The organism is Mycobacterium colombiense (assembly GCF_001665835.1).
Lineage (GTDB): Bacteria > Actinomycetota > Actinomycetes > Mycobacteriales > Mycobacteriaceae > Mycobacterium > Mycobacterium colombiense_A.
This window is the reverse complement of sequence record NZ_LZSX01000063.1, coordinates 118,173-136,968: the sequence shown is the minus strand read 5'-3', so window position 1 is coordinate 136,968 and position 18,796 is coordinate 118,173. Positions and strand designations below refer to the sequence as shown.

18 protein-coding genes are annotated in these 18,796 nt (G+C 67.4%); 5 read left to right on the top strand and 13 right to left on the bottom strand.

Going from position 1 to position 18,796, the window contains the following annotated elements:
- Positions 1-4: 4 nt before the first annotated feature.
- From A5760_RS12685 to A5760_RS12660, 6 genes are read right to left on the bottom strand one after another with little or no spacing between them, the layout of a single operon-like run.
- Entirely contained in the window at positions 5-1,534 is a 1,530-nt protein-coding gene (locus A5760_RS12685) for an acyl-CoA synthetase (RefSeq protein WP_064881185.1), read from the bottom strand.
- Between the two features lie 8 nt (positions 1,535-1,542).
- A complete protein-coding gene (locus A5760_RS12680) occupies positions 1,543-2,415 on the bottom strand; it encodes an enoyl-CoA hydratase-related protein (protein WP_064881183.1) in 873 nt (290 codons plus the stop codon).
- Between the two features lie 5 nt (positions 2,416-2,420).
- The gene (locus tag A5760_RS12675) at positions 2,421-2,666 is read right to left on the bottom strand and encodes a biotin/lipoyl-containing protein (RefSeq protein WP_064881182.1); all 246 of its coding nucleotides are present in this window, start codon (positions 2,664-2,666) and stop codon (positions 2,421-2,423) included.
- The gene (locus tag A5760_RS12670; protein WP_064881180.1) at positions 2,659-3,657 is read right to left on the bottom strand and encodes an alpha-ketoacid dehydrogenase subunit beta; all 999 of its coding nucleotides are present in this window, start codon (positions 3,655-3,657) and stop codon (positions 2,659-2,661) included. The genes A5760_RS12675 and A5760_RS12670 overlap by 8 nt, the downstream gene beginning before the upstream one ends.
- A 10-nt stretch (positions 3,658-3,667) precedes the next feature.
- The gene (locus A5760_RS12665) at positions 3,668-4,648 is read right to left on the bottom strand and encodes a thiamine pyrophosphate-dependent dehydrogenase E1 component subunit alpha (RefSeq protein WP_064881178.1); all 981 of its coding nucleotides are present in this window, start codon (positions 4,646-4,648) and stop codon (positions 3,668-3,670) included.
- Between the two features lie 43 nt (positions 4,649-4,691).
- Positions 4,692-5,555 (bottom strand): mycofactocin-coupled SDR family oxidoreductase, encoded by an 864-nt coding sequence (locus A5760_RS12660; protein ID WP_064881176.1) that lies wholly within the window; start codon positions 5,553-5,555, stop codon positions 4,692-4,694.
- A 283-nt stretch (positions 5,556-5,838) separates the two neighbouring features.
- Between A5760_RS12660 and A5760_RS12655 the strand changes: the two genes are divergently transcribed.
- The gene (locus A5760_RS12655) at positions 5,839-7,071 is read left to right on the top strand and encodes a CaiB/BaiF CoA transferase family protein (RefSeq protein WP_064881174.1); all 1,233 of its coding nucleotides are present in this window, start codon (positions 5,839-5,841) and stop codon (positions 7,069-7,071) included.
- A gap of 271 nt (positions 7,072-7,342) precedes the next feature.
- Positions 7,343-7,630, top strand: coding sequence for an ANTAR domain-containing protein (locus tag A5760_RS12650; protein ID WP_064881172.1), 288 nt, complete (start codon positions 7,343-7,345; stop codon positions 7,628-7,630).
- 342 nt (positions 7,631-7,972) lie between these two features.
- On the opposite strand, the gene A5760_RS12645 is transcribed toward A5760_RS12650, so the two are convergent.
- The gene (locus tag A5760_RS12645) at positions 7,973-8,932 is read right to left on the bottom strand and encodes a DMT family transporter (protein ID WP_082279447.1); all 960 of its coding nucleotides are present in this window, start codon (positions 8,930-8,932) and stop codon (positions 7,973-7,975) included.
- A 54-nt stretch (positions 8,933-8,986) separates the two neighbouring features.
- Between A5760_RS12645 and A5760_RS12640 the strand changes: the two genes are divergently transcribed.
- The gene (locus A5760_RS12640; protein ID WP_082279446.1) at positions 8,987-9,604 is read left to right on the top strand and encodes a CGNR zinc finger domain-containing protein; all 618 of its coding nucleotides are present in this window, start codon (positions 8,987-8,989) and stop codon (positions 9,602-9,604) included.
- Here the strand turns inward: A5760_RS12640 and A5760_RS12635 are convergent.
- A complete protein-coding gene (locus A5760_RS12635) occupies positions 9,601-11,433 on the bottom strand; it encodes a DUF4407 domain-containing protein (RefSeq protein ID WP_064881168.1) in 1,833 nt (610 codons plus the stop codon). The two genes, A5760_RS12640 and A5760_RS12635, sit on opposite strands and share 4 nt — an antisense overlap.
- Positions 11,434-11,675: 242 nt before the next feature.
- Here A5760_RS12635 and A5760_RS12630 point away from each other — a divergent pair, with 242 nt between their 5' ends.
- Both A5760_RS12630 and A5760_RS12625 read left to right on the top strand, forming a co-directional pair.
- Positions 11,676-12,233 (top strand): hypothetical protein, encoded by a 558-nt coding sequence (locus A5760_RS12630; protein ID WP_064881166.1) that lies wholly within the window; start codon positions 11,676-11,678, stop codon positions 12,231-12,233.
- Positions 12,234-12,345: 112 nt separating this feature from the next.
- Positions 12,346-12,774, top strand: a complete 429-nt coding sequence (locus tag A5760_RS12625) for an SRPBCC family protein (protein ID WP_064881165.1) — start codon at positions 12,346-12,348, stop codon at positions 12,772-12,774.
- Positions 12,775-12,779: 5 nt separating this feature from the next.
- On the opposite strand, the gene A5760_RS12620 is transcribed toward A5760_RS12625, so the two are convergent.
- The 5 genes from A5760_RS12620 to malQ all read right to left on the bottom strand — a co-directional run bounded on the left by A5760_RS12620 (position 12,780) and on the right by malQ (position 18,755).
- Positions 12,780-13,064 carry a hypothetical protein gene (locus A5760_RS12620; RefSeq protein ID WP_064881163.1) on the bottom strand — a complete coding sequence of 95 codons (285 nt, stop codon included), beginning with the start codon at positions 13,062-13,064 and terminating at the stop codon, positions 12,780-12,782.
- Positions 13,065-13,165: 101 nt separating this feature from the next.
- Positions 13,166-14,908 carry a molybdopterin-dependent oxidoreductase gene (locus tag A5760_RS12615; protein WP_064881161.1) on the bottom strand — a complete coding sequence of 581 codons (1,743 nt, stop codon included), beginning with the start codon at positions 14,906-14,908 and terminating at the stop codon, positions 13,166-13,168.
- Positions 14,909-15,214: 306 nt separating this feature from the next.
- Complete coding sequence (locus A5760_RS12610) at positions 15,215-15,685, bottom strand: nuclear transport factor 2 family protein (RefSeq protein ID WP_064881159.1); 471 nt, start codon at positions 15,683-15,685, stop codon at positions 15,215-15,217.
- The gene (locus tag A5760_RS12605) at positions 15,682-16,563 is read right to left on the bottom strand and encodes an LLM class F420-dependent oxidoreductase (protein ID WP_064881157.1); all 882 of its coding nucleotides are present in this window, start codon (positions 16,561-16,563) and stop codon (positions 15,682-15,684) included. Before A5760_RS12605 ends, A5760_RS12610 begins: the two co-directional genes overlap by 4 nt.
- 35 nt (positions 16,564-16,598) lie before the next feature.
- Positions 16,599-18,755 (bottom strand): 4-alpha-glucanotransferase, encoded by a 2,157-nt coding sequence (malQ, locus tag A5760_RS12600; RefSeq protein WP_064881156.1) that lies wholly within the window; start codon positions 18,753-18,755, stop codon positions 16,599-16,601.
- Between the last annotated feature and the right edge of the window lie 41 nt (positions 18,756-18,796).

Here is an 18,796-nt window from a genome sequence, read left to right as displayed (position 1 = left end):
CACATCACAAGATCCGCGATACCCGCCCCTGCCAGTAACGGTCGCGGATGCGTCTCTTGTAGAGCTTCCCGTTCGGGTCGCGGGGCAGGGTGTCGAATTCGACGGTGCGCGGGCACTTGTACCCGGCCAGGTGGGCACGGCAGTATTCGACGAGTTCGGCCGCGAGCTCGGGTCCGGGGACCACGCCGTCGGCCGGCTGCACGACGGCCTTGACCTCTTCGCCGAATTCGTCGTTGGGGACGCCGAATACCGCCGCGTCGACCAGCTTCGGGTGCATGACAAGCAGATTCTCCGCCTCTTGCGGGTAGATGTTGACCCCGCCGGAGACGATCATGAACGTGGACCGGTCGGTGAGATACAGGAACCCGTGCCGGTCGACATAGCCCATATCGCCGAGCGATCGCCATCCACGGTCGTTGTATACCGATGCGGTCTTGGCGGGATCCTTGAAGTATTCGAAGTCGGGCCCGCCTTCGAAATAGAGCTCGCCGGATTCGCCGACGGGCAGTTCCTGCCCGTCCTCGCCGACCACGTGCACCGGGGCCATCGGAATCCCGACCGAACCGGGATGCGCGAGCCAATCCTGCGGCCCGATCGTGGTCCCCGCGAATCCCTCGGTGCCACCGTAGTATTCGTGAATGATGGGCCCGAACCACTCCATCATCCGGTGTTTGACATCGACCGGGCACGGCGCCGCCGCGTGAATGACGCACCGCAGGCTCGACACGTCATAGCGTTCCCGGACCGCCGCGGGCAACTTGAGCATGCGCACGAACATCGTCGGCACGAACTGCGCGTGGGTCACCCGGTGGGTCTCGATCAGACGCAACACCGTTTCGGCGTCGAACTTGCGCATGAGGATCGACGCGGCGCCCACCCGGTTGGCCGCCATGGTGTAGTTCACCCCTGCCGCGTGATACAGCGGCGCGGGCGACAGATACACACTCGACGGGCCCATCCCGTACTTGTGGATGAGCGCCAGCTCGAGCACCGACTGCGCCCAGGATCCGTTGCCGTCGACGGGAAGCGGCCGCCGCACCGCCTTGGGCCGTCCGGTGGTGCCGGACGAATAGAGCATCTCCGACCCGTCCGATGCCGGTGGGGCGTCGCCCGCCGCCGCCAACGCGTCCTCGTAGCATCGCCAGCCCGGCAAGGGTCCGCCGACCGCGATGTGGGCGATCACCGCGGCGTTGGCCTCGCGGATGTGCGCGGCCAATTCGGACATCGAGGCATCGACGAAGACCGCCTTGGCGTCCGAATCGTCGATGACGTAGCCGACCTCGTCGGGCAGGAAATGGGTGTTCACCGCGGTGTAGTAGAGGCCGGAAAGCTGAGCGCCCCAGGTTATTTCGAAGAACTCCGGCCGGTTCGGCAGGACCAGGGCCACACCGTCGCCGCGGCGCAGCCCCACCTCGTGCAGCGCAGCGGCCACCCGCTGGCTGCGGGCATGCAGTTCGCCGAACGAGATCGCGCCGCCGTCGGTCACCAGTGCCGGCGACTGTGGGGCTGTGATCGCGTGATCGGCGATGTTCACCGGTGGGCCTATGTTGCTGCGGCGCCGTCGGTGTGGGCGGCGGCCGCGGCCTGGCGGCGGGCGTGCTCTGACGGCAGCACCTTGTCCTTGAACACGGTCTGAATCAGCTGCTGCACGTCCTTGCTGATCGAGGCGAGCGCGACGAGATCGTTGGAGCTCTGCCAGTGCACCCGCATGCCCATCAGCTCCCAGGCGCGCTTCAGGTTGGCCTTGGTGAGCATCAGTGTCGTCAATGGTGCCTGGGCGATGTGGCGGGCGATCGCGTCGACGCGGTCGTCGAGCTTGTCTCGCGGGACGACCTCGTTGACGAGGCCGACCTCCAACGCCTTCTTGGCGTCTATCACCTCCGCGGTGAACAGGTAGTAGGCGGCGCGGCGCCAGTTCATGAACACCCAAGGCTCGATGGAACATTCGCCCGATGGCATGCCGAACCCCTGCAGCGGCGGGTAGGAGAAGTAGGCGTCCTCCGACGCGATGACGATGTCGGTGGTCAGGCCCATGTGCGTGCCACCGCCCACGCAGTAGCCGTGCACCTGCGCGATGGTGGGCTTGGAGAATTCCCACAGGTTCAGGGTGGGCTTGACGAAGAGGTCCGACTGCGCCTTCCATGGGTGGCCCGTCACCATGGCGTTCTCCACGAACGACGGATAATCGACGGCGTTGTTGCCGATCGCGTGCCCGGAGCAGAAGCCCTTGCCGTTGGCCTTGAGGACCAGCACCTTGATGTCGTAGTCGCGGTCGGCGTCCAGCAGCGCGGCGTCGACCTCTTCGGCCAGCTTCTGGTCTTGAGCGTTGGCCTTCTCCGGCCAGTTCAGGGTGATGCGGGCGATCGGGCCCTCTTTTTCGAAGATGATTCTCTCGCGGGTCTCGTTGAGATCCATAGGGCTTACCCTTTCTTCGTCGTGATGACGCCTATTTCGGCGCCGATGTCGTAGGTGGTCCCGACCTGGCCCGTCCAGCGCACGGTGCCGGATGCTCCCGCTTCGATCTCCTGTTCCACTTTTTCGGTGGCGATCACGTAGATGGGCGTGCCCGCTTCGACGTGCTCACCCGCCCCGACCAACAGGCCGGTGAGTTCGGCCTCGGAAACCGCCACCGAGACGCGTGGGATGCGAATGATGAAGTCAGCCATGCACCTTCGCCTTCTCACAGGTGCGCTGGGCCGCTGCCACGATGCGCGCCGGCGACGGATACACCTGTGCCTCGAGCGCCGCCGCGGCCGGGTTCGGCACGAACCGCGCGGCGACCCGCTCAATGGGGGCGGCGAGTTCGCCGAACAGTTCGGTTGACAGCGTTGCGGCGATTTCGGCTCCCGGACCGCCGAATTGGACCGCATCGTGCACGATGACGGCCCGGCGAGTGCGCCGGACGGATTCGACGATGGTCTCGACATCGAGAGGCACCAGGGTGCGCAGGTCGACGACCTCGGCGCTGAGACCCTGTTCGGCCAGCGTGGCCGCGGCGGCGAGCGCGTCGTGCACGCAGCGTCCGTAGCCGATCAGGCTGACGTCGGTGCCGGGCCGCTTGATCTCGGCCTGGCCCAGCGGGATTGAGAAGCCGGGTTCGACGGGGACTGGACCCTTCTTGCTCTGCAACCGGATGGTCTCGATGAACAGGCAGGGATCGGGGTCGAAGATCGCCGACGTCAGCAGCCCCTTGCCGTCGCGCGGGGTGGACGGCACGATCACCTTCATCCCGGGGATGTGCATGAACCACGCTTCCAGGCTCTGCGAATGCGTCGCACCGGTGGCCAGGCCGGCGTACACCTGGGTGCGAACGGTGATCGGCGCGGATGTTCGTCCGGCCGTCATGAACCGCAGTTTGGCGGCGTTGTTGATCAGCTGATCGGCGGCGATGCCGATGAAATCCATGATCATGATCTCGGCCACGGGCAGCAGACCGTCGATGGCGGCCCCGATGGCCGCACCCAGGATCGCGGCCTCCGAAATAGGGGTGTCCAGGACGCGTTCGTGGCCGTACTTGGTCGAGAGCCCCGCGGTCGGCCCGGATGCGCCGGGATCGGCGATGTCCTCGCCGAGCAGGAACACCCGATCGTCGGCCGCGAGCGCCTGATCCAGCGCGAGGTTCAGCGCCTCGCGCATCGTCATCTCTTCGTCGTCCATCGCCAAATCCTCAGACCGGGAACCCGATCGGGGTCGCATACACGTCCCGGTCGAGCTCGTCCGCCGTCGCTGGATCCGCGTTCATCACGGTCTGCAGCGCGGATTCCACCGTGGCCACCGCCTCCTCGTCGATCTGCGCGAGTTCGTCCTCGCCGCACACGCCGGTGTCCACGAGGTGCCGGCGGAAGCGCGGCACCGGGTCGGCGGCCATCGCCGCCTCGAGTTCTTCGGCGGGTATGTAGGGCATCCGGTCGCCGAAGTAGTGGCCGCGGAAGCGGAATGTCACGCACTCGATGAAGGTTGGGCCTGCGCCGTCGCGTGCGTGCCGCAGCGCCTCCTCGAGCGCGGCTCTCACCGCCAGCGGGTCGTTGCCGTCGACGCGCACACCCGGCATCCCGTATCCGGCGGCCCGATCGGCCACCCGCTCGAGCTTCATGGTGTCACCGGTTGGCGTCATCTCCGCGTACAGGTTGTTCTGGCAGACGAACACCATCGGCAGATACCAGAGCGCGGCCATGTTGGCGGCCTCGTGAAAGGAACCGGTGTTGGTGGCACCGTCACCGAAGCTCACCACGGTGACCCGATCGAGCCCCTTGCGCTTGGCGGCCATCGCCAGTCCCACGGCCACCGGCGGCCCGGCGCCGACAATGCCGGTCGAAAGCATCACGCCGACTTCGGGTTTGGCGATGTGCATGGTGCCGCCCTTGCCCCGGCTCGCCCCGACGGTGCGGCCCATCATTTCGCCATAGATCTCCTCGAGCGGCACCCCCTTGCCGATGAGGTCGTGCAGCCCGCGGTAGGTGGTCACCAGCTGATCGTCGGGCCGCAGCGCGACACCCATCGCGGCTGCGATCGCCTCCTGGCCGCGCGACGGCCAGTACACGCACATGAACTCCCCGGTGCCGATGCCCTTGGACAGCCGGTCGTCGGCCGCCTTCATCAGCACCATGAGCGCGTAGAGGCGCCGTTGGACGGAGCGGTCGTCGGTCATCGCGTATCCCCGTTGCGGCGCGGTCTGTTTGGTGCCATCGCGGTCATGCGCCCGACCATGGCTTGACTTTGAGGAAACCGCCGCCGTCCACGCGGAGCTGCTGGCCGGTGATATAGCGGGCGGCGTCGGAGGCGAGGAACAGCACCGCCTCGCTGATGTCCTCGGGTTCGACGTAGGGGATCGGCATCGCCTGGACGAACGGGAAGATGGGTTCGGCATCCTCGCGGGTCGGTTCCTTCAGGTCGGGCCGGAAGGCGCGGTACATCGGCGGGCTGTGCAACATGTCGGTGTTGACGTTCGTGGGATGCACCGCGTTCATCCGGATGGAGAACGGGGCGAGCGCCAGGGCGAAGTCGTTGACATAGTGCGCAGCAGCCAATTTCGCGAAGGCATAGCCGGCCCCGCCGGGGCCCCCGTCGATGCCGGTGGTGTTCATCGACGACATGAAGGCCGCGTTGGAACCGATGACGACGATCGATGCGCCGGACTGCAGGTGTTTGAGGCTGGCGTGGACGAGATTGAGCACGCCCACCAGGTCCACGTCCACCGCGTCGGCGAAAGCCTTCGGTGGCAGGCCCGCCGTCAGAGGGCAGATGCCGGCGTTGGCGACCACGACGTCGAGGTGCCCGAATTCGGCGACGCCCTCGTCGATGGCCGCGGACAGGGCGATGCGGTCGCGGACGTCGGCGATCGCGGTGTGGACGTGCCGGCCCTCCTTCTCCACCAGCCGTGCCGTTTCGTCCAGGTCCTCGGGGCGGGCCAGGGGATACTCATTGGTGTCGATGTCCGTGCAGAGGTCCACGGCAATGATGTCGGCACCCTCGGCGGCCAGCATCCGCGCATGTGAGCGGCCCTGACCGCGCGCGGCGCCACTGATCACGGCCACCTTGCCCGTCACTCTGCCCATCGCCCGTCCTTCGTCCGCGTGTCTACATCACGACCCGCATTGGGGCCCAACGGGATTCGTTGTCACGACTGATATTGCGGCGGGATTGAATCGACTTTTCGCCCGTCCGCGCCGCATCGCGGCACACGGTCACCGCGGCGGGCGTCGGAATGCGACCTTCGGTCGGCTCCATCGCATCACTTCCACGAAAAACTGCGCTGACCTGCAGATGGGCTATCACTACGCCCAAGACTAGCTAGAATATCTAAAATAGCAAGGAATGGCGGTGACGAGGGGGTTGGCGATGTCTGACGTGCACGGCGGAGTCCTTCGAGGTGTGCGGGTTGTCGAGTTGGCGTCGTGGACCTACGTGCCCTCCGCCGGTGCCGCCCTGTCGGACTGGGGCGCCGACGTCATCAAGGTGGAGGGCGTCGTCACGGGCGACCCCGGCCGCGCGCTGGTCGTCGGCGGGTTCACCCGGCAGGCGGCTCGCCCGGATGCCGACTTCATCCTCGAGCTGGGCAACCGCGGCAAGCGCAGCATCGCCATCGACATCAAGTCGGAAACGGGGCGCGAGTTGTTCGGCCGTCTGCTGGCCAGTGCCGATGTGTTCATGACCAATTGGCTGCCCGGCGCACTCGAGCGGGCCCGGCTGACCGTCGACGACATCCGCGCGTTCAACCCGAAGATCATCATCGCGCGCGGCACCGGGCTGGGGGTCCGCGGTCCCGACCGCGATCGCGGCGGATTCGATGCGGCGACGTATCTGGCGCGCGGCGGCGTCGCCTACACGCTCACCCCATTCGGCAGCGAGACGCCCGCGGTCCAGGGGCCCGGCTTCGGTGACCTCCAGGGCGGCGCGACGCTGGCCGGCGGGGTGTGCGCCGCGCTGTTTCACCGGGAACGCACCGGCGAACCGGCGATTGTCGACTCTTCGCTGCTGGCGCAGGCGATGTGGTCGATAGCGCCGTCGATTTGTGCGGCCGACTTCTTCGGCATCGATGGCATCCCGGGCGCACCGCCGGGTCTGGCCATCAATCCGCTCGTCAACCGGTACAAGACGAAAGACGAGAGGTGGATCCAGCTGGTGTTCTTACAGCCCGACAAATTCTGGGTGGGCTTCTGCGAGCGCATGGGTCTGGCGGAACTCGCCGACGACGAGCGATTCGTCCCATCCAGCAACTTGATCGCCAATGCGGCAGCGGCCACCGAGCTGCTGGCGAACAGATTCGCGAGTCACGACCTCGCGCACTGGCAGGTGGTGCTCGAGGACGAGCCAGGCGTGTGGGGTGCGCTCGCGACCCCACGGGAAACCCTCAACGACCCGCAGGTCGAACCGAATGGGTATGTGATCACCAATGTCGACGATCAGGGCGAGAAGTACCGAATCGTCGCCGCGCCAGTCCAATTCGATGAGACACCACCGTCTCCCGCGCGTGCCCCGGAGCACGGGCAACACACCGAAGAGATCCTGCTGGAACTGGACTTGGAATGGGACGACATCGCCAAGGCGAAGCAGGCCGGGGCGATTCTGTAGGAAGCCCGACGGACTAGGTCAGCAACTAATCACGCTGTTTCACAGCCTGTTTCGCTACCACGCGTCGCGAATTTTGTTGATGAGCGGCCGATTCCGAAACGGTCACAGCCGCATATCAATGTCAATGATGGACTGGCACAACGCGACGGATCCGCAAATCATTGCACAGGGCGCCTTTTGGGGATTGCGGCCGCGACGAAGCGTAACGCACGGATTCCTGCCGCTACCCGAGTAGTGGTTTCGTGAGGGCGCAGCAGGAGGTATCAATAGCATGACGACGGACTGGGTCCCCGCCCAAACTTCGTGCGGCCCGAATTCCGGTCGCATCCTCGACACCGCGCGGGGCATCCTCATCGGTCTTCGCCGGTGTCCTTCCGACGCCGCTTTGGACGAATTGCACGGCGCAGCAATCCGGCACAAAGTACCGGTATTCGCCATGGCGTGGGCACTCGTCCACCTGGCGGGCGACGGCGAGAAGACTCCCAGCTTCGTCGACGCGCAGTCCGCGGCCCGCCATGAGTGGGGGCAGCTGTTCAAATCCGCCGCTCTGACCAGTTGAGCGCGCGCCAAGACGTTGGGGCGGCCGAGCTTTCGAGGGGTAACCCGGCCGCCTCCAACTACAACAACATCGGCAGCAACATCGACCCGAAAGCGCGTCCCGAGGGTGGCGCTTTCGGGCTCCGGTTGCACTGGCCGACGCGGGGACGAGGCGTCCGGCGCTGGCGGATGAGCCGCGCGCCGCTTCGGTCTGGCCCGGAGCCCGACTACGGGATCAACCTGCTTCGCTGAGACCGCCGCCCCCCAACCGGTGGCATCCGCGGGCGCATCTTTGTGCCGGTTGGATGGAGACGACGCCGGCCGCAAGGGCGCCCAGGAAATGAACCGCCCGGGCCTGAACTCGCTACTCGTGGGCCTCGGACGCTCGGGCGCTCCGGTCACCGCTTTCCTCGGGTGCGCCGCGACGTCGTCCGTTGGCCATTCGCGTGGAAACCCCTGCGCCCCCAACGTATCCGGCGACGAGGATTAGAGCGCACCCGGCCAGTTGCAGGGTCGATGGGCGTTCCCCAAGCATGACTGTCCCGAGCGCCACTGCGCCCACGGGCGTCAGCAGGAGCAGCGCCGAATTCACGGTGCTGGGTAGGCGGGCCGAGCAGAAGGCGACGAGTAGCCAGCCGAGCAATTGACCGGTGACCGCTACCAGGGTCAACCATCTGAGCGCGCGCCAGCCCGGCCACGCGTCAAAGCCGTGCCACCAGGGTCCGACCGCGACCGCCACAAATGCGGAAGCAACCAGCACGACACCGTAGGTCTGCATGGGGTGGCCGGCTTGGCCGCCGCGTCTCAGGAGAAAGAGGAATCCGGAATAGCAGAGCGCCGCGCCGACCGCGTGAATGGTTCCGCGGGTGGGATCCGTTCCCGTTATCCCGTGCTCGAGTAGTCCGCCCGCGAGCAGCACGCCAACGAGCAGCGCGGGCAGTGCCAGCGTGAATCGGCGGGACACCGGTTCACGGTCGATTAGCCAACTGAGCAACGGCACCACGGCGACCTGGGTGTTCACTAAAACCGTCGACAGGCCCGCGCCGACCTCTGTTATCGCCTGGGTCCACAGCAGCATGTCACCGGCGAACAAGGCGCCGCCGACGACAGCTGATAGGAGCGCTCGACGCGACAAGCGCTGACCGCGTTGCCATTCCGGGATGGCGAGTGCGGCAACCACCGGCAACGCAATCAAGCAACGCCCGGCTGTCGCGGTCGCAGGTGCCGTCGAGGCCAACTTGAGCAGCACTGCCGATGCCGACACGCAAAGGGCGCCGCAGGCCAATCCGATTCGGTCGGTAAGTTCTCGCGATGGATTCCTCATGACTCGGCAAGTACCCGGATTGTCTAATGGGCAATCGAGCAGTTACCCATTAGGATGATGGTCATGGCGCGGTCAGACGCGACCAATCTCGAGCTGCGCGGGGGTCATCCCGCGGTCGACTTGGTCAACACGGTGGCGTGGCGGGGTGACCCACGTCGTCGTACGGACTATCTGTCGGACTATCTCGACTTGGTGGCGTGGGCGCATCACGCGGAGGTGTTGTCCAGCCGCGAGGCGAATGTCCTTGCCGAGCGCGCCGCGTCAGCAAGGGAGGCGGCCGCGCAGACATTGCGTCGGACGCGGCACGTCAGGGAGGCGCTGCATGGCATCTGGACAGAGCGCGAATCGACTCGCGATGCCGACACAGTGGCCGCCGCTTTCCGGTCCGCGCTGCGCGTCAAGCGTCTTGCCGTCGGTGTGGATGTCGTCGAGTGGCAGGACTCAGCACTGCTGTTGCAGTCGCCGCTACACCGGCTGGCCATCGAAGCTGTGAACCTGCTTACCGCCGTTCCACGCTCGCGCATCAAGCGCTGTGCCGACGATGAATGCGGCTGGCTGTTCCTCGATTCCAGCCGCCGCCAGAACAGGCGGTGGTGCAGCACGGCCGACTGCGGCAATCGGGCGCGGGTGCGAAATTTCTACGAACGCGGCCGCGAGGGTTTGGGCAGTTAGGCCGGCGGCAGCTGGCGCGGACCGTCCGGCGGACCCAATTCGGGCGGCCCGTCCCGCTTCGTCAGCGCACGCCGAGGGCCGTCTTCCGCGGACTCCACCGACAAGCGGTCCGCGTCGTCTGTGGCCCGTTGTGGCAAGGACGACTGAGAATGGCGACCGGTTACCCGCCGGTGCGCTCGGCTGCCGGGTTCTTGCCGCGACGAGGCGACGAACTCCGTTCGTGCCGAGGGAGTTTCGGTTCTCGCGGGCCGGTCGGACAGCTCGGTGTCCGAGGCCTCGGAGTTGACCGTCACCTTGCGGCTGCGCTTGAGCGTGAACGTGATCTCTTCGGTCTCTTCGAGGACGCCTTCGAACACCTGGCGCGCGGAACGCAGTGGCTGGGTGGTGGTGTCGATCACCTTGGCCACGAATGGCGGCACCAGCGGGCGAATCCAGCGGGCCGCGGCCTTGGTGGCATCCGGAATCGACGGGATCAACGGGGCATTCCGTTCCTCGTGGGCCTCGATCTCGCCGCCGGGCGGCAGGGGAGCGGGCAGGTTCTCCGGAACGTCCGGCGTCTCGGCACTACCCAGGTCGGTGGCCGGCTCCGGCGCGGGCAGTTGGGTGAGCGCCCGGCTGGCCGCCTCGGCCTCGGCGGCGATCGGCAGGTACACGTCGTCGTCGGCCGGCTCGAAGGCCCGCTGCGACGGCGTGTGCGCCGGAGCATCCAGGGCTTCGGAAACCCGGCGGCGTTGCTGCTCGCGGTCGATCTCGGTCTGCGCCTCGATGGCAAGCCGTGCCTGCGTGAGTTGGTGCTCGGCCCAGAGGATTTCGGCCTCGCGGCGCACCTCGGCCCGCTTGACCGCGACGGCGGTGTCCGCGTCGAGTTCGGCGCGTTCGCGCTCGGCGCGCGAGGTGGCGCGGCGATCGTGGGTTGTCTCGCCCCGCCACAACCCCAGGATCAGGGGCGTCAGGTAGAGCAGCACGCACAGCGCGACCGTCAGCACCCGCAGGCTCATTGCGCCGGCCTCGGCGAAGGTGAGGTCATTCATCGCGACCCAGCGCGCGCCCAGGCCCCGGCCCGCATCCGCCACGACGGCGTCCCGCGCGTCGCGCAGGGCCGCCTCCTGTCGCGAAATCGTGGCATCCAGGTCCGGTGCGCGGCTGTCCCGGGCCGCCAGCGCGGTGTCGAGTTCGTGCTGGGCATCGGCGAGAAGGCCGTTGGCCGTATGTGTTTCGGGGCCAGCCCCGGGATCCCCGGTGATCCGGGTCTGCGGGCAGCCCGGAGTCGGGTGGTACTCGCAGCGGGCGATGACCAAGGCCTTGTCCTGGCGGTCCCGGGCCTGCGCGACGGCGGCGTCGAGTGCGGAGCGGGCATCCCTGGTCTGCTGTAGCGACGCCGATGCCTGCGCGACGGCGGGGGCGGATTCGGAGTTGCCCAACGCCCGTTCGTCGAGCCGATGGTCGATGGAGCTGGACAGAATGACCAGTGCCGCGAGCTCACCGACGACGACGCCCACCGCGGCCGCCACCGCGGCGCGTCCGACCAGGCCGGGGTGGCTGCGGTCCGGCCCCGGGATCGTGCCGCGCGTGATGGCGCCGACCAGCAGGCCGAAGACGAGGGTGAACGGGACGACGGCCGGCAGCGGCCAGCGGGCCGACCCGCAGATCGCCAGGGTCGCGACAAGCCAGGCCAGCACCGCGCCCAGCAAGGCGACCGCGCCGGCGACGGCGTGGGCGGACCGTTCGTGACGCTCACCCAGTTCGCGCCGGTGTCCGCCGCCAAGCCAGATGAGCACCCCCGACACCTGGGCCAGGCCCGTGCGCTGCTCCGTTACTTCCTGGGGCATGAGACTCCGAACACCTCCACGATCAAGCCTTGCAGGCTACCGCCCGACACATCGAATCGAAGCGCCCCGCCTGTGGCGCGCTTCACAAAACCTGTCGGATCGACGCAGATCGGCCACCGGGCACCGATCGGGTTTGCTGGTTCAACGAGAGGAGGAAACGAGAGGAGGATCTGTCGCGGAAATCCTGCGACGCGAGCAGATCAGCGACTGTTCCGGCAGGTGACATGAGACGGTATAAGCCTATGACGAATCACGATTATGTCACCTACGAAGAGTTTGGCCGCAGGTTCTTCGAGGTCGCCGTCACCCCCGAGCGAGTCGCTGCCGCGTTCGCCGACATCGCCGGCAGCGAGTTCGCCATGGAGCCGATAGCGCAGGGGCCGGGCGGGATCGCCAAAGTCAGCGCCAATGTCAAGATTCAGGACCCGCGGGTCACTCGCCGGCTCGGCGACAGCATCACCTTCGTCATCCACATTCCCCTGTCGATCGACCTGCTGGTCGACCTGTGGCTTGATAAGCAGCGATTTGTGGTCTCCGGGGACATCCAATTGCGCGCGACCGCGCGCGCGGCCGAGCCGCTGTTGTTGATCGTCGACGTCGCCAAGCCGCGGCCCTCCGACATCACCGTCAACGTCTCGTCGAAGTCGATCCGCGGCGAGGTGCTGCGGATCCTGGCCGGCGTCGACGGTGAGATCCGGCGGTTCATCGCGCATTACGTCGCCACCGAGATCGACGCGCCCCAGTCGCAGGCGGCGCAGATCATCGACGTGGCTCACCAGCTGGACCAGGCCTGGCCCTGAGCGTCCGGGCCGACGAATACGCGTGACGGTGTCGGGGTACTCAGCCACGGTTGTGTGTTTGTCGCCGGCACGTGCGGCGACGGCGTTTCTGATTGACCAGGGGAGGAAGACGTTGGCTCGCGTAGATGTCTCGGTGTCGTCGCAGGTAGAGCCGGAGGCGGCTTGGAAGCTGGCGTCCGACCTGGATCGATTCGACGAGTGGATGACGATTTTCGCCGGGTGGCGGGGGCCGGTGCCCGACACGATCGAGAAGGGCACCTGTGTCTCGTCGTGCGTCAAGGTCAAGGGCTTCCGCAACGTCATCCACTGGGAAGTCACCCGGTACGACGAGCCGAAAGCGATTGAGCTGCGGGGTCGCGGACGCGGCGGCATCCGCCTCACGGTGGCGATGAGCGTCACCGACGATCACCCCGGGTCGACGTTCCACCTCACCGCCGATCTCGGTGGCGGTTTGCTCAGCGGGCCGGTCGGGGGATTGGTCGCCCGGGTGCTGCGCTCCGACGTGCAAAAGTCCGTGAACAACCTCGCGGCCCTGCGGTAGTCGGTCTACCGGGCCGCCGGGTGCCTGATCACCCACTGCCGCTCGGCATCGCGAATTCGCCTGCGGTCCATCGCAAGCCAGGACAGGCCGGCCCCGAACGCGAGCATCGAGATGATGGCGGCGGCAACACCGGCGCCGGCCTCACCCAGCGCGAAATTCGTCACGCACACCACGAACGCCAGCGCGGCCGCCGCGACCACCACGAGCCCGGGTTTTTGCGCCGCGGCAGGCGCCGATCCGCGCGCATACCGGTCAGTGGTCCGCTGGTCGCCGACAGGATTGTGCCTCATGGCGTCTCCTCTGCTGTCACATCCGTTTCGGCCGATGTGTTGGTGCTACCCGTATGGCCGTTCGGACAAACGACTTGCCGGAGGTGACGCGCGTCCGCGGCTCAGAGTGTTTGGTGACGCCCGAAGTACTTGTGGTCTTCGCTGTACCCGCCGTAACCGCTGCCGATGTCGTGGTAGTCGGCGACGAACTCGATGCCTTTGATCCACTTCACCAGTTTGAAGCCGTGCTGCAATTCGTTGCGCAGCCGCAGCGGTCTGCCGTGCATGTAGGGGAGCTGCTGGTCGTTCATGTTGTAGGCCAGCATCGTCATATGGTGGTCCATCTGGCCGATGTGGTGGGCGTTGTAGTAGATGCCGCCCGTGGCACCCAGCCCCATCGAATAGAAGACCGCCCATTTCGCCTCGGGCAGCGGCTTGACGATGTCCATGATCGTTTTCATCTGCACGCCACCCCATTTGGCGACGCCCGACCACGCCTGGATGCAGAAGTGCTGGCTGATCTGCTCGTGGTAGGGCAGCGCCATCAGGTCCTCGAGCGAAAATTCCATCGGGTGCTCGACCAGACCGTAGACCCGCAGCCGCCAGTCCTTGAAGTCGTCGCGCTCCAGCTCTTTGTACTCGACGGTCTCCGGCAGGCGGCCGTTGCGCCAGTGGTGGGGCGAGATGTCCTTGTCGGTGAAGGCGCCGGGCTTGGGGTCCAGCTGCTCGAGCATCCGCTGGAAGGGACCCACCAGGGCATAGCCGACCCGCTGCACCACGCGGGGATGGCGAATGGTGAAGGGAGTGGCCCAAACCCATGCGATCGCGGTCAGTACCATGGCCGCGGCGAAGATGCCGAAACCGATCCAGCTGTTGTCGTCGCGGGAGGCGAACATGTGGTTGAGGTTTCGCAGCGCCTCGGTCGTCAGAACCATGGTGACGTGCACCAGGATGAAGAACAGGAAGTAGACCAGCACCACGAAGTGCAGCGACCGGGCGTGCTGGATGCTGAGCCGCTTGCTGAGCCAGTGCACCCGCTGGGACAGCGCGGGCGACATGCCCAGACCGGTGATCAGCGCGGCCGGGGCGGCGATGAAGACGGTGGTGAAGTAGGACAGCAGCTGCAGGCCGTTGTAGGCGACCCAGCCGTTGTCGGTCGGCCAGTCCAGCGACAGGTACTGAATGGCCACCGACGCCGCGTTCGGGAAGACGTCCCAGCTCAGCGGCACGATGTGGCGCCACTGACCGGTGGCGAACAACAGCACGTAGAAGACGGCCCCGTTGACGAGCCACAACACGTCGATGCCCAGATGCCACCAGCGGGCCAGGCCGATGGAGTGCCGGAAGCCGGGCAGCCCCAATTGCGGTGGCAGAGCGACGGTGTCGGCGTTGGCGGTCCACAGCTCGTCGTCCGGGACCGGCGGCCCCACCCGCAGCCACTCGTCCTTACCCGGGGTCGCGTTGCGGCTGAAGTAAAGCCGGGGATGGTCGCAGAGAATCTGGATCCCCGTCCTGATGATGAACATCATCATGAAGAGGTTGAAAAAATGCGTCCAGCCGATCCACGCCGGCAGGCCGGGGGGTACGCCGGCGCTGTCCGACCCGGGGTAGCGCTGGATGAACGACTGCACCGCCGGCATGTTGTGCAGGCCTTTGCCAACCGCGATCCCGGCGATCAGCACGGCAAACCCGATAGGGATCAGCCACAGCAGGTTGAACCATCGGTCGCGGCCGATGCGCAGCTTCGGGGCGGTGGCCCGCCTGGTGAGGTCGAAGCCGCCACCGTAGTGGTCCACATCGATGATGTCTTCGGCAGTGTGAATCTCGTTGCGGTAGTCCGGATTGGACGTCAGCGGCGTGCCCACTGCCAGCGTCGATACCGAGCCGGGCTGTGCTGCTCGCCCTCCACCGGTCCCCGCGGAATCAACGGTGTTCGTCACGCGGCCGAAATTACACGAATGAACCTGGATTAATTGGAGTCAATCGGGATCGACGGCCCGCCTCGCGGCGCCTGCACGGGGTTCGGTGGGCGGTACGCGCGCCGAGTGCGCAAAATCCCGCCGAGACCCAACGACGTTAGCCGCACCTACCCAAAGAAAACGTCGATTTGTGCCGCAGATACGAACCGATGAGTTTTGCTGTGAGTGTGCGCATAATCTGCTGCCAACACGCTAGGCGGGGCCGTGCGGCAGCAGCCGGCGCACCGGGCGGGTCTCGATGGCGTGGACCGTCAAAGCCCGGCGGCTGATCCGCCAGCCCGCGTCGGTCAGCACGTAATCGTCGTCGTAGCGCAGGTGCCACGCCACGTCCACCAGCTCGGCGTCGCGTTCGTTCCAGTGGTGCGCGACGCACGCGATCCGCCCGCGCGCGGCGCCGGATTGCGCGGCCGCGTCGTACACCTCGCCGATGATCGCGTGCTCGGTGCGGGCGACGGCTGCGACAACCGCCACGGCGGCCGTGACGGCGTCGCGGCCGCGATGCGAATGGATCGGCAACAGATCGGCCGGCGGTGCCGGCACCACCAGTTCGGCGTCGGCGGTGAAAAGGCTTGCAGCAGCACTGAATTCACGGTCATCGACGTGGGCGGCGTAGCGGTGCACCAGATCGCTCAGCGCCGCGCGCTGGTCGGCTGACAGCGTCATGATTTCAGGGACAGCCGTTGCGCACACGCCGACAACAGGTCCTTGGCCTGCTCGATATCGGTGGTCGGCGGCATGGCCAGCACCAGACGGTCGGCGCCCTGATCGGCGAGGGCGGCCGCGCGCTCGGCATCGATCTTGGTGACGGCGTGGCCCAGCGACACTTCCAGTACCGCCGGATCTCGGCCCGCCGACTCCGCCTCGTCGCGCATGAGCGCGATCAGCGACGCGAGACGCGGCCCGGTCACCCCGAGCGGCTGGAACCCGTCGCCGAGGCGTCCGGCGCGGCGCGCGGCGGCCCGGCTGTGCCCACCGATGTGAATCGGGAGTCGTTCCCCCGCAACGGGTTTCGGGTAGCACATGACATTCTCGAAGTTGAAGAATTCGCCCGCGAAGGAGGCCCCGCCGGACCGCTGAGCCCACAGCTCACGCATGACAGCCAGCTGCTCGTCGGCGCGTCGGCCCCGGTTGTCGAAATCCACATCGCAGGCGGCCAGTTCCTCCTTCAGCCAGCCCACACCCACACACAGGCGCAGCCTGCCGCCGGACAGGGCGTCGACGGTGGCGGCCCGCTTGGCCAGCACCACCGGGTGGTGGTTGGGCAGCACCAGCACGCCGGTGGCCAGGCCCAGGCGGTTGGTCTGGCCGGCCAGAAACGCAAGCAGGTCAAGTGGATCCGGGATGGGGCAGTCCGGCGCCAGCCCGACGCGTCCCGAATCGTCGTAGGGGTAGACGCTGTCGTAGCGGGTGAGCAACACGGTGTGCTCGACGACGACGATCGATTCGAACCCGCAGGCTTCGAGGTGGCGCGCGAAGGCCACCATCCAGTCGGGGTCCGCGGTGACACCATCGGCGACCGGGGCCACCACTGAGACCTTCATGGCTGTTGAAGCTAACAAGGCACCCGACGGGGCGACTAGCGGGTCGCGCTTTCGGCGGCGACGGGCGCGATCGCGGTGCGCACGGCTTCGGCGAGCGCGGCGGTGCGCGGATCGGCGAACACGTCCTCGAGCATCACCGCGCTCCCGTCCGGGCCCGTCAGCGGCACCCGCCAGTTGGGGTACTCGTCGGTGGTGCCGGGCTGATTCTGGGTGCGGCGGTCACCGACGGCGTCGGTGAGCGCCACGCCCAGCAGCCGCGACGGCGTCCTGCCCAGGTAGCGGTACAGCGCCACGACGACCTGCTCGGGGGCCTCCTCGCCGTCCTCGAGCAACCCGACCCGGCGCAGCTCGGCCATCCACGCCGCCAGCTCCGTCCGGTCGGATTCCAGCTCCTCTTCGACGGGGCGGGTCAGCAGCCCCAGCGAATCGCGCAGCCGCACATGGTCAGCCGCCAGATAGCCGGCGGTCGGCGGCAGGTCGTGCGTGGTGACCGAGGACAGGCAGTACTCGCGCCAGCGCTCGGCCGGCAGCGGGCCGCCGTTACCGTCGCGGTCCAGCTCGAACCAGAGGATCGAGGTGCCCAGCAGGCCCCGCAGCAAGAGGTAGTCGCGCACCCACGGCTCGACCGTGCCGAGGTCCTCGCCGACGACGACCGCGCCGGCGCGGTGCGCTTCCAGCGCGACGATGCCGATCATGGCTTCGTGGTCGTACCGCACGTAGGTGCCCTCGGTTGGCGAGGTGCCCCGCGGGATCCACCAGAGCCGGAACAACCCGATGATGTGGTCGATGCGCACGCCGCCGGCATGCCGCAGCACCGCGCGGATCAGCGCGCGAAACGGCCGATATTCGTGCTCGTCCAATCGGTCTGGCCGCCACGGCGGTTGGGACCAGTCCTGGCCGAGCTGATTGAACTCGTCCGGCGGCGCGCCCGCGGTGACGCCCAGCGCCATCACGTCCTGCAGCGCCCAAGCGTCGGCGCCATCGGGGTGCACGCCGACGGCCAGGTCATGCATGACGCCCAACGACATGCCGGCCCGGATCGCCTGTGACTGCGCCGCGGCCAGCTGCTCGTCGAGTTGCCACTGCAGCCAGCGATGGAAATCGACTGTGTCCGAATGCTTTTTGACGAAGTCCGCAACCCCGGCCGCGGCCGGGTGTTGTAGCGCCTCGGGCCAGGAGTGCCAGTCGGCTCCGTACTTCTCGGCCAGCGCGCACCAGGTGGCGAAGTCGTCCAGTGCGCGGCCCTCCCGGTCGCGGAATGCGGTGTAGGACAGCTCCCGTCCCGCCGACCGCGGTTCCTGGTGCAGCAGCTTGAGAGCTGCGCGCTTGGCCGCCCACGAGCTGTCGCGGTCGATGGCGTCGACGCGGGCGGCGCGCTGCTGCACCTCGGAGCGCAGCCGGCGGACCCGGCTGCGCTTGGTCAGGTCGGCGAATTCGGGGATTGCCTCGACGTGAAGATAAATCGGGTTGACGAAGCGCCGCGATGTCGGCAGGTACGGCGACGGCTCCATCGGCTTGGTCGGGGCCGCCGCGTGCAGGGGATTGACCAGGAGGTAGTCGGCGCCGTGGCGCGATGCCGACCACACCGCCAGGTCGGTCAGATCGGTCAGGTCGCCGATGCCCCACGACTGCTGCGACCGCACGCTGTAGAGCTGCACGGCCATGCCCCACGCGCGACGGGCGCCGAGCCGCTCCGGCAGCCCGAGCCAGTCCGGCGTGACGATCAGCGCGGTGCTGGTCTCGGAGTCACCGGAACGCAGGTGCACGCGGTGATAGCCCAGCGGCAAATTGGAGGGCAGCAGAAAGCTGGCCTCGCCCACCCAGCGGCCGTCCAGGTCGAACGGCGGGGTGAAGTTGTCGACCTGTTCGACACCGCCGCGCACCGTGCCGTCTTCGAGCTGCAACCACACCTCGGCGGGATCGCCGTGGGTGACATGTGCCCAGAACCGGATCGGCTCGCCGGTACGCCCGACGATGGTCGCCGGCAGCCGGCGCGCCCAGTGCGCCCGCAGCTTCGCGGTCAGCGCGACGTTGCGATCCTGCTCGTTGTCGGCCGCGACGCCGAGGGCCCCCAGCACGGCCTTCAGTGTGGTGTCGGAAACCCGCACCCGCCGGCCGGCCCAGTCCTCGTACTCCGTCGCGATGCCGTACCTCCGGGAGAGTTCGATCAGCGACGGCGCGAGTTCAGTCATACCGCCATCTTGCTGTCCGGATTCGCGGCCCTGCGACTCGG

What these genes read in the sequence shown, in the direction of transcription:
- A5760_RS12645 (WP_082279447.1), bottom strand. Translation starts at nt 8,932, where the DNA reads ATGAGGAATCCATCGCGAGAACTTACCGACCGAATCGGATTGGCCTGC.
- A5760_RS12635 (WP_064881168.1), bottom strand. Translation starts at nt 11,433, where the DNA reads ATGCCCCAGGAAGTAACGGAGCAGCGCACGGGCCTGGCCCAGGTGTCG.
- A5760_RS12605 (WP_064881157.1), bottom strand. Translation starts at nt 16,563, where the DNA reads ATGAAGGTCTCAGTGGTGGCCCCGGTCGCCGATGGTGTCACCGCGGAC.
- A5760_RS12650 (WP_064881172.1), top strand. Translation starts at nt 7,343, where the DNA reads ATGACGACGGACTGGGTCCCCGCCCAAACTTCGTGCGGCCCGAATTCC.
- A5760_RS12620 (WP_064881163.1), bottom strand. Translation starts at nt 13,064, where the DNA reads ATGAGGCACAATCCTGTCGGCGACCAGCGGACCACTGACCGGTATGCG.
- A5760_RS12660 (WP_064881176.1), bottom strand. Translation starts at nt 5,555, where the DNA reads ATGGGCAGAGTGACGGGCAAGGTGGCCGTGATCAGTGGCGCCGCGCGC.
- malQ (WP_064881156.1), bottom strand. Translation starts at nt 18,755, where the DNA reads ATGACTGAACTCGCGCCGTCGCTGATCGAACTCTCCCGGAGGTACGGC.
- A5760_RS12610 (WP_064881159.1), bottom strand. Translation starts at nt 15,685, where the DNA reads ATGACGCTGTCAGCCGACCAGCGCGCGGCGCTGAGCGATCTGGTGCAC.
- A5760_RS12670 (WP_064881180.1), bottom strand. Translation starts at nt 3,657, where the DNA reads ATGGACGACGAAGAGATGACGATGCGCGAGGCGCTGAACCTCGCGCTG.
- A5760_RS12655 (WP_064881174.1), top strand. Translation starts at nt 5,839, where the DNA reads ATGTCTGACGTGCACGGCGGAGTCCTTCGAGGTGTGCGGGTTGTCGAG.
- A5760_RS12665 (WP_064881178.1), bottom strand. Translation starts at nt 4,648, where the DNA reads ATGACCGACGACCGCTCCGTCCAACGGCGCCTCTACGCGCTCATGGTG.
- A5760_RS12630 (WP_064881166.1), top strand. Translation starts at nt 11,676, where the DNA reads ATGACGAATCACGATTATGTCACCTACGAAGAGTTTGGCCGCAGGTTC.
- A5760_RS12640 (WP_082279446.1), top strand. Translation starts at nt 8,987, where the DNA reads ATGATGGTCATGGCGCGGTCAGACGCGACCAATCTCGAGCTGCGCGGG.
- A5760_RS12675 (WP_064881182.1), bottom strand. Translation starts at nt 2,666, where the DNA reads ATGGCTGACTTCATCATTCGCATCCCACGCGTCTCGGTGGCGGTTTCC.
- A5760_RS12680 (WP_064881183.1), bottom strand. Translation starts at nt 2,415, where the DNA reads ATGGATCTCAACGAGACCCGCGAGAGAATCATCTTCGAAAAAGAGGGC.